Origin of the sequence: uncultured Flavobacterium sp., from assembly GCF_963975005.1 — a bacterium.
Taxonomy (GTDB): domain Bacteria; phylum Bacteroidota; class Bacteroidia; order Flavobacteriales; family Flavobacteriaceae; genus Flavobacterium.
The window spans coordinates 1-15,288 of sequence record NZ_CAXBFR010000067.1 but is presented as its reverse complement, the minus strand read 5'-3'; the positions used below and the strand labels follow the sequence as shown (position 1 = coordinate 15,288).

Sequence of the window (15,288 nt, the reverse complement as noted above, 5' to 3'; positions counted from 1 at the left end):
AAAACAACTGATGGAGGAACTTCATGGGCCAAACAAGCCACTGCTTTGTTTAATACTGGTTCAGATTCATTTACAAATATAGTTCATTTTTATGATGCTAATAATGGTGTTTGTCAAGGTGATCCTGCTAGTGGTTATTTCGAAATATATACTACTTCAAATGGTGGAACTAACTGGACAAGAGTACCAACAGGAAGTATACCAGCACCTTTAGCTGGAGAATATGGTTACACTAACAATTATGAAGTAGCTGGTGGAACAATTTGGTTTGGTACAAATATGGGTAGATTATTTAAATCTACAAACATGGGGACTACTTGGACTGTAACTCAATCGCCTTCAACGGATTTTGGAAGTGCAACAGTAGGAGCAAGTTATACTTTTTCAGATGCTAATAAAGGAATTTTATTAACTAATGCCGGTGTAATGTATAATACAACTAATGGAGGTACAACTTGGACTCAACAAGCTTTCTCTGGACCAGTATACTTAAGTGATATTACATATGTACCAGGAACTACTAGATTAGTATGTACTGGAGCTGCAACTGGAGCTTCTGGATCTTCTTATAGTTTAGATGATGGTCTAACTTGGATTGCTGTTGATGCTCTTCAACATACAGATGTTGCCTTTTTAAATGCTACTACAGGTTTCACAGGTGGATTTAATACATCTGCAACAGTAGGTGGTATTTCTAAATATACAGGAACAGTTTTGCCAGCTCAGTCATTTGAAGCAATTGGTTTTTCAGTATATCCAAATCCAGTTAATGATAATTTTACTATTCAAAATGGGAATAACATTGCAATTTCTGGTTTAACACTTTCTGATATTAACGGAAGAACTGTTAAAACATTTAATGTAAATGCCATAGAAAATCAAATTAATATTTCTGATTTAAATTCTGGAGTATATTTCTTAAATATATCTTCTAATAAAGGATCAGCAACAAAGAAAATTATTAAGAATTAGTTTTTAATAATTATTAATCGGTTTTTAATGAAAAAGCTCCTTATTTATTTAAGGAGCTTTTTTTATAAAAATTTAGTTAAGGTTTCTTTAGTTGGAATCATACACTGTTCTTTTTTACCATACCATTTGTATCTGTTTTTTGCAATATAATCATAAACAGCATCAGTTAAAAAGGTTGGAAAAAAGCGAAACAAACTAATTATGCTATAGAAACCACCTAAATAAATAGCAATTCTAAAGACAGCTTTTGATTTGTAATAATAAGCATAACCAGGTTCATATAAAATAATAGAATCTGTTTTGCTTCTGTCTATGTTAATATGGTTAATAATATTTTCTCCAAGTTCAGATTGTAATGGAACAAATCTAAAATTGTCCTTTTTATCGTTTTTAATAATAACCTGAACAGATTTATCACACAAATTACAAACTCCATCAAAAAGAATTATTTTTTTGTCTTTTGGTAAATCTTCTATATTTTTAATTTTATTCATACTATTTTCCGTAAAAACGGAGATCTTTTAATTAATTATCTTCTGAAAACCCAAAATTTATAAAGGCTGAACATATTCCAATTCACTCAAACTTACTTTTGAAGTAAATACGCCATAATTGACAGTTGCTTTTGTTTTTTCAATTTTATCAAGCGTTCCAATAGCTTTTCCATCTTTCATTCTTACCCGATCGCCAACTTTTAATGATATTTGTGGCTTAATCTCAACTTCTTTTTTCTTTGCTTTATCTTCTTTCTTCTTTTCTCTTATTTTTTCAACCTTAACTTCAACTTCTTTGATGATCTCTTTTTTTACAATTTCAACTGCTTTTTTCTCTTTAACTGAAGTTTTCTTTCGTTTTGAATTTTCTATTTCAACTAGTTTTAAAAAATCACCTATTAAAGTCTTTTTATCTTTGTTGTTGAAATATTTTTCGGAAATATCTTCAATTTTTTGACCCATATAAATCAAGCGTTGATTGGCATCATATAATTCCTGATAACGTTCTAATTTATCTTGAATTTTCAAATTAATCCCTTCCATTTTTTTGCTTTCTTCTCGGGCTTTGGTTTCTTCTTCCTTTAAATTAATTGAAGTTTTTTCCAATTTAGAACGTTCTTTTTGTAAAGTAGCAATAGTTTTATCAAAACGAACTTTTCCCTTTTCAATTTTCTTTTTGGCACGATTAATTAATCCGAATGGAATTCCATTTTTTTGTGCCACTTCAAACGTAAATGAACTTCCGGCTTGACCTAAATGCAATTTATACATAGGTTCTAAAGACTTTTCATCAAAAAGCATATTCGCATTCGTGGCAAAAGGTAATTCATTGGCTAAAATCTTTAAATTAGAATAATGCGTTGTAATAATTCCGAATGCTTCTCGATGATAAAATTCTTCTAAAAACGTTTCAGCCAAAGCACCACCTAATTCTGGATCAGAACCTGTTCCGAATTCATCAATCAAAAATAATGTCTTATCGTTACATTTCTTTAAAAACTGATTCATATTTTTTAGACGATAACTATAAGTACTTAATTGGTTTTCAATGGATTGATTGTCTCCAATATCTGTTAAAACTCTATCAAATAAAAAGGTTTTACTTCTTTCATGAACAGGAATTAACATACCACTTTGTAACATTAATTGTAATAAACCAATGGTTTTAAGGGAAATTGTTTTTCCACCAGCGTTTGGTCCAGAAATAACAATAATTCGATTCGTATTCTCAAGTTCAATAGTTTGTGGATATGTGACTTGATTTTTGGCCTTATTATTTAAATATAAAATAGGATGATAAGCTTCTCTAAAAAACAAATGCTTTTCTTCAGTAATTTCGGGTAAAATTGCATTTAATGTAAAGGCATATTTGGCTTTAGCTGCAATTACATCCATATCGCTAAGAAAATCTTGATATTGCATCAATAAATTAGTAAACGGACGAATTTCGTAACTTAATTTCTTTAAAATTCGCTGTATTTCTTCACGTTCTTCATAAGCTAAATTACTTAGCTCAATTGAATACCTTAAAGTAGCTTCAGGTTCAATATACGCAATACTTCCAGTTTTTGAATTCCCTAAAATAGAACCTTTTACTTTCTTGCGATACATGGCCAAAACGGCTAAAACTCTGCGGTTTTCAACAACAGTTTCGCGAATATCATCTAAATAACCTAATGAATTATATTGACTCAAAGCCATTCCAAAACTCTGATTGACTTTACCACGAACTAAAGCAATATTTCTACGAATATTGACTAAATCTGGGGAAGCATTATCTTTAATTTCACCATATTTATCGACTACTTCATCGATTTTTTGAATGATGAATTTTGTATGTTCTACTTGTGAAGCTTTTTGATTTAATTTGGGGTAATATTCTTCAAATTTTTGAAAGAATTTCAGTAGAATGTTAGTCGTTTCAGATAAATGAGCTAGTTTTCTAAAAGTTCCAACTTCTAAAAAACTATCTTCAATTTGAAGAAACTTAATGTCTTTTGTTAAATTCTCAAAACCGTGGTTTGGAATTGTGTTGTTATTGCTAAAAGAAGCTACATATTCAGAAGTTTGATGCAATGCATCCATTAAAGTTTCTTTGTCTTTAAAAGGTACAATTTGTAAAGCTTTCTGCTTACCAATTTCTGTATTGCATTTCTCGGAAACGGTTTCCAAAATGGTTGTAAATTCTAAGTCTTGAAGGGTTTTATTTGTAATTGAAATCATGAGTTTATTTGCAAAGCATCAAAGTTACAAAGATTCAAATGTAATTTATTCTAAAATTCATATTTTTGGTAAAATTTAAGGTATGTTAAACAATATTTCCAATTCTTGGCAAGAAAAACTAAAAGAAGAGTTTCAAAAAGACTATTTTAAGGAATTACTTAATCAGGTTGAAACAGAATATGCATCAAACATTTGTTTTCCACCAAAAGAACTAATTTTTAATGCTTTTAATTCTTGTTCTTTTGAAGATGTAAAAGTTGTTATCATTGGTCAAGATCCTTATCACGGAGAAGGAGAAGCTAATGGTTTGTGCTTTTCTGTGAATAATGAGGTTAAAATCCCACCTTCCCTGCGAAATATTTATAGAGAAATTGCTTTCGATTTAGATTCCATTTTTATGCCAACTAATGGAAATCTTCAAAATTGGGCAAATCAAGGAATTTTGATGTTAAATGCTTCATTAACGGTCAGAAAAGATACTCCAAATAGTCATAAACACTTAAAATGGAATGTTTTTACTGATGAAGTCATTCGAATTCTTTCAGAAGAAAAAGAACAACTAGTTTTTTTACTTTGGGGAAATTTTGCACAGAAAAAAGGAGCAAAGATTGATAAAACGAAACATTTAGTTCTAGAAAGTGGACATCCTTCGCCAATGAGTGCTAATCAAGGCAAATGGTTTGGGAATAAACATTTTAGTCAAACGAATGATTATTTAGAACTAACAAATCAACAATTAATCTACTGGTTTATTGGATGATTTTTTTATTGCTAGTTTTATCATGAAATACCCTAAAATACTAGCAAAAAATGAAGCTATTAAAACGCCAATTTTTGCTTCATTTATGAAATCTTTGTTTTTAAAAGCCAATTCAGATATAAAAAGGGACATTGTAAAACCAATAGATGCTAAACAACCAATTGCAATAAGGTATTGAAATGAAATTGCTTCCGAAAGTCTTGCCCATTTCATTTTATGAAAAAGGTATGTTAGTCCAACAACTCCAATTATTTTCCCAGCTATTAGTCCAAAAAATACTCCTAGAGTCACCATACTAATTTTATTATTTAAAACGGAAGAATCTATTGTTACTCCAGCATTACAAAGGGCAAAAATGGGCATGATTAAAAAGGCAACAATAGGATGCATCATATGTTCTAAACGCTGTAATGGTGTTAATGCTTTTTTTGAATAATCTCGAATTTCTTCTAAAATATGCATTTGTTCATTAGTAACCGTTGAATGCTCATTAGGTTTGGATAATTTAAATTCGTCTAATAAATAATTTAATTTTATGTAAAAACCTCTTTCCGTAATTTTGGGATTAGCTGGAATAGTAAATGCGGCAAGAACAGCTGCAATTGTAGCGTGAACTCCAGACATTAAAAAGGCTAACCATAAACCTAAGATTCCAACTATTCCATAAAACAAAGTATTTCTAACTCCCAATCTATTAGCTAATATTAGTATACCTAAAAAAATTGCACCAACTAATAGACTTTCTTCATTAATATTTGAAGTATAAAAAAAAGCAATAATTAAAACGGCACCAATATCATCTGCAATGGCAAGAACGGTTAAAAATATTTTTACTTGAATAGGCACTCTATCTCCCAATAAATATAAAACCCCTAAAGCAAAAGCAATATCTGTTGCCATAGGAATTCCCCAACCATCTAATGTTGGTCCAGAAGAATTAAATAAAGTATATATTAAAGCTGGAAAAATCATCCCACCAATCGCAGCAACAATAGGCAATATTGCGTTTTTAGGATTACTTAATTGTCCTCCAATAATTTCACGTTTCAATTCTAAACCTACAACAAAAAAGAAAACAGCCATTAAACCGTCATTAATCCATTGATGTAAGGATTTAGTAAGCACATGATCTCCAAACCCAATACTAAATGAGTTTTGCCAAAAAAGATGGTATTCGTGACTCCATGGTGAATTTGCTAAAATTAAAGCAATTGCAGCTGAAGTAAATAAAACAATTCCACTGGTGGAACTATTATTCATAAAATCTCTAATAGGCTCAATAACCCATCTGTCAATTGGCTCTACTTTTGGTTTAATCTCTTCCATGTGCCTTTTTTTTAAAATGTTAATGCTCCTAATATTTCTTCACTCATAAAAGGACCACCAGGATATCTGGCAGTATAATCTAGGTTTAACCAATATTGTCCACGTTCATCATAATGATAATGGATTTGTTTTCCTTCACTTTCTTTTACAAAAAGGTTGTCTTTAATCAATAAAATAGCCAATTCTAAATCAGCTTTAGAACCAATTAACATTTCTGGATAGATATGCCCACCAGTGTGAATTAATCTTGGTGTTCCTCCTATAGCTCTAATACAAGCTGCCATTAGAATCGCATGATCATCACAATCTCCAGAAAAATGCTGTAAAGATTCACTTGCTCGGGCAATATATTCTCGTCCGATTGGGTCGTTTACGTAATTCCAACGGTTTTTAATTTCTTTAAAAACGGCAAAACATTGAACCATTTTTCTGTTTTTCTCATTGGTTTTAAAATCAGAAAAATGCTTGGTTGTTGCATATAGTGCAAAATTTCTGACTTTTGGATTTGTGAATTCTACTGCAGCAATTACTTTAGATTTATTTGGAAAAGGCAATAATTTGGAAATAATTATGTCTTGAGGATTAGGGTTGTTTTGCATGGCAAAAAGCATGGCTTTATAATCTTCAAAAACTCGATTGAAACCATAATCTCCAAAAATACCACCATAAATGAAGAACAATAAATAAAGTAAAATACTAATTAAAGTAACTCTTCTTAACATTCTTAAAAACAACTGAATAACAGCTAATAAAATAATAAAAATTAATATTCTATCAAGCTGAAATGCCCATTCTAAATCAATTAAATTTTGATGTAAAATGATAAACAAAGGAATGGCAATTAGAATATTTAGAACAAGTATAATAATAGAGTCCCACGGTTTTTTGACGTGCAAATAGGGTTCTATTTTTGTATAAAATTGTTTTACTTTTTCTAACATATTTTCTAAAAATGCAATAAGCTATAAGGCTTTTACAATTTCAGCAAAAGTACCTTTTTTATCTATAATTTTAAGGTCAAACAGTTGATTTTGAATTTTGTTTAACATTTTTTCCTCTAAATTCTTTTGAGACCATTGAGTTAGTGCTAACCATTCTTGAATATCTTCAATTTTTTGATCGTATTTTGATGCTAAAGTTCTATCAATACTTGGAATTATTTTAAATTCTTCTGTAGTCATGTTAATAATTTCCAGAATTTGAGCAATTGTATTAGGATGTTTCTTTAAAACTTCGTTTCTAACAGCAATTACGAAACATGGCCAAGGAGTTGGACAATCTGTTATTCTTCTAAAAGTTCCATTATCAACTAGTGGTTTTGTCATGAATCGTTCCCACATGAAATAATCTGCTTTTTTAGCGCCTAAAGCTTCTACAGCGCCATCAATTGTATTTACGATTTCAAACTGTAGGGTAGAAGTGTCCCAGTTTTGATTGTTAGCGTTCACAATACTCATTAAATGTGATCCTGAACCCAAACGAGATATGGCAGCTTTTTTATCTTTTAAATCGTTTAATTCTTTAAAGTTTGACTTTGCATCAACATGAATTCCCCAAATCAACGGACTTTGTACGTAAACTTGAACAATTTTAGAATCATTTCCAGCATTGATGTCTTTTACTATACCTTCTGTCAGAATTACAGCAATATCGGTTTCCCCATCACGAAGCATTTGGCACATTTTACCAGTTCCTTCGGGAACATCTGTCCATTCTAGGTTGATTCCAACTTCTTCAAATTCACCGTCTTCAATGCACATGTGCCAAGGTAAATTGAAATGTTCGGGTACACCTGCTATTTTTATTGTCTTCATTTTATGCTGAATTTATTTCAGCATCTTTCGATGCTTATTATTTATATCTTAAAAGGTTTTGTGTGTGTAAGAATAATTAATTGTGCTTATTGCTTATTGTTTTCTTCAACTGCCACCATTTCCAAATCGCACCATGTTCATCTGGATAATCTTCCATAAAATTAAACCCTACTTTTTGTAAAACATGATTGGATGCTCCATTATCAAAATGGGTGTAGGCATTCATTTCTTTAATGTTCATTTGGTTAAAACCATAGTCTAACCAAGCTTTTGACGCTTCCGTTGCGTATCCTTTGTTCCAATGTTTTTCGTTTAAACGATAGCCATAATCATGGAAATTAGTCTTTCCGTTCTCAACATGATCGTCAATGTATTTGATTCCTGTCCAACCTATTAATTCATTTGTTGCTTTGATTATTGTAGCAAATCGTCCAATATTGTTTTTATCATATTGCTTTCTGACCATTTCAATATAGGTATGAATATCATCAATATTTGTATATGGTTTTTGCCATAAATAAGTATGTACATTTGGATTAGAATCCATATCAAATAAAGCTTCTGCATCTTCATGACGCATTTCTCTCATTAGTAATCGTTCTGTTTCTACTATTAAATCCATTTTGTATTGATTTGTTTGATATGGTGATAAAAATGATCTAAATAATCTTCTATTAAAAACGCTAAATTTTTCTTTTCTCCATTTGGAAGAATAAGTTCGAAAGCTAATGTTTCTGGAGTTTGATTATTAATTAAGCATAGAATATGATTGTTTACCTGCAACCATAAGTTCAATAATTCTTGATTATCTTTATTTTGATACGCATTGGCTAAAACCAGTTCGTTTTGATTATATGACCTTACTTTATATGGTTTTGCAGTAAACTGAATCTCTGTAAAGCGTTGAATGTTGTTTAAAGCTGAATCAATTAAATGGCCAAGTATTTCTTTTTTAGACCATTTATCGTTTGACATTTTTAATTCAAAATCAGCAATAGAATTCGTTGAACCTAATACATTTATTTCATTCAACAGCAATTTAAAGGCTTTTATTTTATCTTTCATACTGCTTTTAAATTTGAAATTATTATACGATAACCATCTGGATCAAGTATCATTTTGCCGTTTTTATTCCAATATGAGTTTTTAGAAGTAATTATTTCAATTGAATTGTTTAATACTCTTTCAATCAAATGATTGTATTCTAAAATAGTAATAGGGTAAAATACTAAAATATCATCTTCGGTATAATTAAAAGCTACAATTTCATTAGATTTTGTAAATTCTAAATGCCAATCTAAATTGGGTTTTCCTAAGAACAATCCATCATAAGAATCGTGATTTTCAAATCTACCTAAGACATCAAAACCTAAAACAGTTGTGTAGAATGTTTTTATTTTCTCTAAATCATTGGTATGTCTAGCAACTCTAAATTTCATCTATTTTGAATCTAATTTTTTTTGTAACTTCTTAAGTAATTCTAATTGTTCGGCTTGGCTTTTAACTAGTATTTGAATTTGTTCTTCTAACAATAAATCAACTTTTTGATGTAAACTTCTTAATTCTAATTCAGCTTTCAAATTGATTAGATAATCATTCTCGCTTCTTTTTCTATCTTTTTCTTCTTGACGGTTTTGACTCATCATTATAATTGGTGCTTGTAGTGCAGCAATACAAGATAAAATCAAATTCATTAAAATATAAGGATAAGGATCAAATTCTAAGTTCTTTAAAGCTAGCGAATTAAATAGTATCCATATAAATAAAATAATAGCAAAAAGAATGATAAATTTCCAACTTCCCCCAAAACTGGCCACTTTATCCGAAATTTTTTGCCCTTTTGTCATTATTTCTTCTGGCTGATGCAAAAGATTGTCAACCATTAGTTTTTCTTCATCAAAAGTCTGTTTTACTATGTTTTGAAGTTTTAGTAATTGCTCTTTTTCAGAGTTTAGTAAGATTTTAGATGATCTTTCCATTTTTTTTATTTTTTAGAACCTAGATTAAATAAATTTTTAAATTATAATAATTTCTTTACTTTCACAAATCTGGGTTCCTTGTTTTATTCAGCTAATTTATCTAATGCATAAGCAATTAATTCATCCACAGCTTTGTATGGGTCTTCGCTAAAGTTTCCAGTGGATCTGTTGGCAATTATGGCATTTAAGGATAAACATTCGTGGCCTAAAAGCTTTCCTAAACCATAAATAGCACCTGTTTCCATTTCAAGATTAGTCATTTGAGTGCCTTTGTAATTAAAACTGTCCATTTTTTTATTTAATTGACTGTCTTGAATAGGCAAACGCAACACTCTTCCTTGTGGTCCATAAAAACCTCCAGCTGTTCCTGTGAAGCCTTTGAATATTTTATCGCTTTCGAATTTTTTTTCTAGTTTTTCACTTCCTTTAATCACATAAGGACGTCCTTTTCTCAAATCCCAATTGGTTTGTTCGATAAAAGCATCTTCTATTTCAATTTCAGTAATTTCATCAATCAAATAGGAGCGAAGCATGTTGTCTAAACCTAAGCCATATTGACTCAATACAAAGCTATCACAAGGAATATCGGCTTGCAAAGAACCAGAAGTCCCAATACGAACAATATTTAAAGCTATTAGGTTTTCTTTAGGTTTACGCGTTTTTAAATCAATGTTTACCAAAGCGTCTAATTCGTTCATGACAATATCAATGTTGTCTGGACCGATTCCGGTTGACATAACTGACATTCTTTTGCCTTTGTAGATTCCGGTTTGGGTTTTGAATTCACGTTTTTGAGAAGAAAACTCAATAGAATCAAAGTGTTTGGTGATTTTCTCTACACGATTTTGATCTCCTACAAAGATAATGTCGTGTGCAATATTTTCTGGATGTAAATTCAAATGGTAAACACTACCGTCTGGATTTAGTATTAATTCTGATGATTGTATCATTGTTTTTTTTGTTTATGAGTTTATGTGGTTAAAAGGTTAAAAGGGTTTGTGTTGATTTAGCTACTTTCTGCATACTACCAACTGAACACTACCAACTGAGCACTGAACACTTACTTAACCTCCAACTCGTTTTGTTTTAAAGCCTTTTTCTTGAAGGAATTTCATTATTTTATCGCGATAATCACCTTGTATGATGATTTCTCCATCTTTGAAGCTTCCACCTACGGCGAATTTGTTTTTTATTTCTTTGGCTAGTAATTTAAAGTCATCTTCTTCTCCTTCATAACCTGCTATTATTGTGGTTGCTTTTCCTTTTCGTTTTTCGTATTTGCAAATCATTGGTTCTTTTTGAACTAATAATTCGTGATTTTTTTCCTCAAGGCTTTCTGGTTCGTTAGAAACTTCGTGGTCTGGGAATAGTTTTTTTAATTGTTCGCTTAAATCCATTTTTTTTATTGAACGCGGATGACACTGATTTAACAGATGCTCGCGGATTTTTTATTTAATTTTATTGTCAAATATCTTTCTTTTGAATTCTGCTTTTTTGCCAAAATTTAAAAGTAATCCAACTTCGTAATCTGTTGCTTTTAAATAGTTAATTAATTGAAATTCATTGGCTTCAACTAATTGTTCTTGTGCTTTTAATTCTAAGATTATTAATTCATTTACCAAGATATCACAAATATATTCACCAACTTCAATTCCCTTATAGAACACTTTGATTTTATGTTGAGCTTTTACATCAAATCCATTTGCTTTAAGCTCATAAAACAATGCATTTTGATATACTCTCTCTAGAAATCCATAACCTAATTCGTTATAAACTTCATAAAAGATTCGAATAATTTCTTGTGTCAAATCTCTATGTAATATATTATTCATAAATCTGTGATTATCCTTTAAATCCGTGTTATCAGCGTTCTAAACTATTTCAAAAAAAAAACCAAACCCCAAATCAATTGGAATTTGGAATTTCTATATTGGAATTTCTACCGATTACTTTTTAATCAATCCTAATTCTACTAATCTTTCGTATAGGAATTCACCAGCGGTAATGTCTTCGTACTTTTTTGGATTATTAGCATCTATACAATCTGCTAACACATCTAGTTTCATATCGCTTACTGGATGCATGAAGAATGGAATAGAATATCTAGAATTTCCCCAATTTTCTCTTGCGGGGTTTACTACTTGATGGATTGTTGATTTTAATTTGTTGTTGGTATGTCTTGATAACATGTCACCTACGTTTATCATTAACTCATCTGGTTCAGCCATGGCATCAATCCAATCCCCGTTGTGGTTTTGAACTTGAAGTCCTTTTCCTTGTGCACCCATTAAAAGGGTAATCAAGTTGATGTCACCATGAGCAGCTGCTCTTACGGCACCGTCTTTAGGTTCATCTGTTATAGGTGGGTAGTGGATTGGTCTTAAGATAGAGTTACCGTCTTTGATGTATTTGTCAAAATAGAATTCGTCTAAACCAATGTATATAGCTAAGGCTCTTAATACATAAATACCCGTTTTCTCAAGCATTTGATAAGCTTCTTTACCTGTTGTATTAAAATTTGGTAATTCAGTTACTTCTACATTGTCTGGATATTCATGGGCATATTTAGAATCTTTTTCTACATATTGTCCAAAGTGCCAAAACTCTTTTAAATCTCCAGCAGAACGCCCTTTTGCGTGTTCTTTACCGAAGGAAACGTAACCACGTTGTCCTCCAATACCTGGAATTTCATATTTAGCTTTTGTTTCTAAAGGCAATTGAAAGAAGTTTTTAACTTCTCCATATAAACCTTCTACTAATTTGTCATCTAAGAAATGACCTTTTAATGCTACGAATCCAATTTCTTCGTAGGCTTTTCCGATTTCATTTACAAATTTTTGTTTACGTGCCGGGTCATCCGACAGGAAATCACGTAAGTCAACACTAGGAATTTTTTGCATTGTATTTCTTTATTGTTACTAACTTACAATAGACTTAAATATCTATCTAAAACAAAAGTAAGAATAATTTTGAACTATTAACAATTGTTATAATTATTTAAAATAAAAATATAACAATTTGAGTCCAATCTGTTATTTTTATTACTTTTGGTGTTTTAAAAACAAATACATTTTACAATGAATTTCGATAGAAAAGAGTTATCCAATGCTACTTTAGTTTCGCTATATAAAAAGCTACTAAAACCAAGACTTATAGAGGAAAAAATGTTAATCTTATTGCGCCAAGGCAAAGTATCTAAATGGTTTTCTGGTATAGGGCAAGAGGCTATTTCAGTGGGAATTACGGCAGCTTTAGACTCGGACGAATATATTTTACCGATGCACCGAAACTTAGGTGTTTTTACAGGAAGAGATATTCCTTTACACCGATTATTTAGCCAATGGCAAGGGAAGAAATCAGGGTTTACTAAGGGAAGGGATAGAAGTTTTCACTTTGGTACGCAGGAATTTAAGATTATTGGAATGATTTCTCATCTTGGACCTCAAATGGGTGTGGCTGATGGAATTGCATTAGCCAATAAACTAAAGAAAAACGGAAAAGTAACAGCCGTATTTACTGGAGAAGGAGCTACTTCTGAAGGAGACTTTCATGAAGCCTTAAACATTGCAGCTGTGTGGGAATTGCCTGTGCTTTTTGTAATAGAAAATAATGGGTACGGACTTTCAACACCTACAAACGAACAGTATCGTTGTGAGAATTTAGCGGATAAAGGTATTGGGTACGGCATGGAAAGTCACATTATTGATGGAAATAACATATTGGAGGTTTATGTAAAAATAGCTGAATTAAAAGCGTCTATGGTTGACAATCCAAGACCAGTTCTTTTGGAGTTTAAAACGTTTAGAATGCGAGGACATGAAGAGGCTAGTGGCACAAAATACGTTCCGCAAGAATTAATGGATATGTGGGCAGAGAAAGATCCTATTGCTAATTTTAAAGAATATTTGCTTAGCATTTCGGCTTTGAATGAAGATGATGATGCTTTTTTTAAGGCTGAAATTAAAGCCGAAATAGATGAACATTGGGCAAAAACACAAGCTGAACCAGACTTTACAGCTGTATTAAGTGAAGAATTAAATGATGTGTACAAACCGTATGACTTTGAAGAAGTTATACCAATTGATGTGAAAGAGAATATTCGTTTTATTGATGCTATATCTTCTAGTTTAAGAGAATCAATGGAACGCCATCCTAATTTGGTGATAATGGGACAGGACATTGCTGAATATGGTGGTGCTTTTAAAATAACGGATGGATTTGTAGAAGCGTTTGGAAAAGAACGTGTTAGAAATACACCAATCTGTGAAAGTGCTGTAGTCTCTGCAGCAAACGGACTTTCTATCAATGGTTATAAGGCTGTTATGGAAATGCAGTTTGCTGATTTTGTGTCATCTGGATTCAATCCTGTGGTGAATTTATTGGCCAAACAACATTATAGATGGAATGAAAAAGCCGATGTAGTAGTGCGTATGCCTTGTGGAGGTGGTACTCAAGCTGGACCTTTTCATTCGCAGACTAATGAAGCTTGGTTTACTAAAACACCAGGTTTAAAAGTAGTGTACCCAGCTTTTCCTTATGATGCGAAAGGTTTGTTGAATACTGCTATTAATGATCCTAATCCTGTGATGTACTTTGAACACAAACAATTATATAGAAGCATTACGCAAGATGTGCCTAAAGATTATTATACCATTCCTTTTGGTAAAGCAGCTATGCTTAAAGAAGGAACTGATTTAACCGTTATTTCTTTTGGTGCTGGAGTACATTGGGCTTTAGCTACTTTGGAAAAACACCCTGAAATTAAGGCTGATGTAATCGATTTAAGAAGTTTACAACCTTTAGATACAGAAACTATTTTTAAGTCTGTTAAAAAGACAGGTAAGTGTATTATTTTGCAAGAAGACACCATGTTTGGTGGAATTGCCAGTGATATTTCTGCCTTAATCATGGAGAACTGTTTTGAATCTTTAGATGCTCCTGTGCAACGTGTGGCGAGTTTAGATAGTCCTATTCCGTTTGTGAAGGCTATTGAAGACCAGTATTTGCCTAAGGTTCGTTTTGAAGAGCAATTGTTAGAGCTTATGGCTTATTAGGTTATGGATTATAGGATTTTAAAAAAAACAACCATAAAAACAGGTATAAATACCTGTTTTTATGGTTGTTTTTTTGTTTTATTTTGTAATCTACTTTAAGTTTAGGTACTACAACCTAGGTTTTAAGTGGGAGTTACTACTACGGAAAGTAAAAGGGAAGCCGACGGGATAGTAAATGTTTATACTATTTTGGTTTGGTTTTGCGTTTGGTATGTTTAGGCTGGTTTTAGTACTTTAATACTGAATAAAAGACTAACAAAATTGTTAGATAATTGACGTTAATTTGGATGTATAATGGCAAAAATAATTTCTTATAAAGGCAAACGGCTACCCATTATTGAGGGTTTTGTAATTTACCCTTTGAACAATGCTTTAATTATTAGGGCAAAAAGTGGTTTCACTGCTGAAGGTTTGCAAAATAACCCTAAGTATGACCTTTGCAAGAAGAATGCCTCTGAATTTGGTGCGGTTTCTCGTATGGGTAAGCTAATTCGATTGGGGTTACGTGAAGTTTTGCCTAAACAAAATAAGTTGGCTGTTGTGAATGCTTTTACTAAAAAAATACATTCGTTGTTGGTTTATGATAGGCTGCATGAAAAAGGAAAACGAACAGTTGCTGGCGCTTTAACAACAAAAGAAGGCAAAAAAGCTTTGATAGGTTATGAT

General features: G+C 31.4%; 16 protein-coding genes and 1 pseudogene. 4 read left to right on the top strand and 13 right to left on the bottom strand.

What is annotated here, in order from left to right:
• Positions 1–972, top strand: a 972-nt coding sequence (locus AACZ53_RS09220; RefSeq protein ID WP_339837421.1) for a T9SS type A sorting domain-containing protein, incomplete at its 5' end; no start/stop codon positions are given.
• Between the two features lie 62 nt (positions 973–1,034).
• On the opposite strand, the gene AACZ53_RS09215 is transcribed toward AACZ53_RS09220, so the two are convergent.
• Both AACZ53_RS09215 and AACZ53_RS09210 read right to left on the bottom strand, forming a co-directional pair.
• Positions 1,035–1,448 carry a thiol-disulfide oxidoreductase DCC family protein gene (locus AACZ53_RS09215; RefSeq protein WP_339837424.1) on the bottom strand — a complete coding sequence of 138 codons (414 nt, stop codon included), beginning with the start codon at positions 1,446–1,448 and terminating at the stop codon, positions 1,035–1,037.
• A gap of 75 nt (positions 1,449–1,523) precedes the next feature.
• Positions 1,524–3,689, bottom strand: coding sequence for a DNA mismatch repair protein MutS (locus AACZ53_RS09210; RefSeq protein WP_339837418.1), 2,166 nt, complete (start codon positions 3,687–3,689; stop codon positions 1,524–1,526).
• Positions 3,690–3,771: 82 nt separating this feature from the next.
• On the opposite strand from AACZ53_RS09210, the gene ung reads away from it, so the two are divergent.
• The gene (gene ung / locus AACZ53_RS09205) at positions 3,772–4,449 is read left to right on the top strand and encodes a uracil-DNA glycosylase (RefSeq protein ID WP_339837415.1); all 678 of its coding nucleotides are present in this window, start codon (positions 3,772–3,774) and stop codon (positions 4,447–4,449) included.
• Here the strand turns inward: ung and nhaA are convergent.
• The 11 genes from nhaA to AACZ53_RS09150 form a co-directional block, all read right to left on the bottom strand.
• The gene (gene nhaA / locus AACZ53_RS09200) at positions 4,426–5,775 is read right to left on the bottom strand and encodes a Na+/H+ antiporter NhaA (protein WP_339837412.1); all 1,350 of its coding nucleotides are present in this window, start codon (positions 5,773–5,775) and stop codon (positions 4,426–4,428) included. The two genes, ung and nhaA, sit on opposite strands and share 24 nt — an antisense overlap.
• Positions 5,776–5,786: 11 nt before the next feature.
• Entirely contained in the window at positions 5,787–6,716 is a 930-nt protein-coding gene (locus tag AACZ53_RS09195) for a transglutaminase (RefSeq protein ID WP_339837410.1), read from the bottom strand.
• A gap of 21 nt (positions 6,717–6,737) precedes the next feature.
• On the bottom strand, positions 6,738–7,589 hold the full coding sequence (locus AACZ53_RS09190) for a substrate-binding domain-containing protein (protein ID WP_339837408.1): 852 nt from the start codon (positions 7,587–7,589) through the stop codon (positions 6,738–6,740).
• A 76-nt stretch (positions 7,590–7,665) separates the two neighbouring features.
• Positions 7,666–8,211 carry a GNAT family N-acetyltransferase gene (locus AACZ53_RS09185; RefSeq protein WP_339837405.1) on the bottom strand — a complete coding sequence of 182 codons (546 nt, stop codon included), beginning with the start codon at positions 8,209–8,211 and terminating at the stop codon, positions 7,666–7,668.
• The gene (locus AACZ53_RS09180; protein ID WP_339837403.1) at positions 8,202–8,654 is read right to left on the bottom strand and encodes a DinB family protein; all 453 of its coding nucleotides are present in this window, start codon (positions 8,652–8,654) and stop codon (positions 8,202–8,204) included. Before AACZ53_RS09180 ends, AACZ53_RS09185 begins: the two co-directional genes overlap by 10 nt.
• Positions 8,651–9,028 carry a VOC family protein gene (locus tag AACZ53_RS09175; protein ID WP_339837401.1) on the bottom strand — a complete coding sequence of 126 codons (378 nt, stop codon included), beginning with the start codon at positions 9,026–9,028 and terminating at the stop codon, positions 8,651–8,653. Before AACZ53_RS09175 ends, AACZ53_RS09180 begins: the two co-directional genes overlap by 4 nt.
• Positions 9,029–9,568 (bottom strand): DUF1003 domain-containing protein, encoded by a 540-nt coding sequence (locus AACZ53_RS09170; protein ID WP_339837398.1) that lies wholly within the window; start codon positions 9,566–9,568, stop codon positions 9,029–9,031.
• Positions 9,569–9,651: 83 nt separating this feature from the next.
• Positions 9,652–10,518, bottom strand: coding sequence for a nucleoside phosphorylase (locus tag AACZ53_RS09165; RefSeq protein WP_339837395.1), 867 nt, complete (start codon positions 10,516–10,518; stop codon positions 9,652–9,654).
• Between the two features lie 114 nt (positions 10,519–10,632).
• Positions 10,633–10,965, bottom strand: coding sequence for a translation initiation factor (locus tag AACZ53_RS09160; RefSeq protein ID WP_339837393.1), 333 nt, complete (start codon positions 10,963–10,965; stop codon positions 10,633–10,635).
• Positions 10,966–11,016: 51 nt separating this feature from the next.
• A complete protein-coding gene (locus AACZ53_RS09155) occupies positions 11,017–11,400 on the bottom strand; it encodes a GxxExxY protein (RefSeq protein ID WP_339837390.1) in 384 nt (127 codons plus the stop codon).
• A gap of 114 nt (positions 11,401–11,514) precedes the next feature.
• Positions 11,515–12,468 (bottom strand): 2-oxoglutarate and iron-dependent oxygenase domain-containing protein, encoded by a 954-nt coding sequence (locus AACZ53_RS09150; RefSeq protein ID WP_339837388.1) that lies wholly within the window; start codon positions 12,466–12,468, stop codon positions 11,515–11,517.
• 177 nt (positions 12,469–12,645) lie between these two features.
• Between AACZ53_RS09150 and AACZ53_RS09145 the strand changes: the two genes are divergently transcribed.
• Together AACZ53_RS09145 and AACZ53_RS09140 are read left to right on the top strand one after the other, a co-directional pair.
• Positions 12,646–14,622, top strand: a complete 1,977-nt coding sequence (locus tag AACZ53_RS09145; protein WP_339837386.1) for a dehydrogenase E1 component subunit alpha/beta — start codon at positions 12,646–12,648, stop codon at positions 14,620–14,622.
• A 294-nt stretch (positions 14,623–14,916) separates the two neighbouring features.
• Positions 14,917–15,288, top strand: a pseudogene (locus AACZ53_RS09140) (hypothetical protein); the annotation flags it as partial.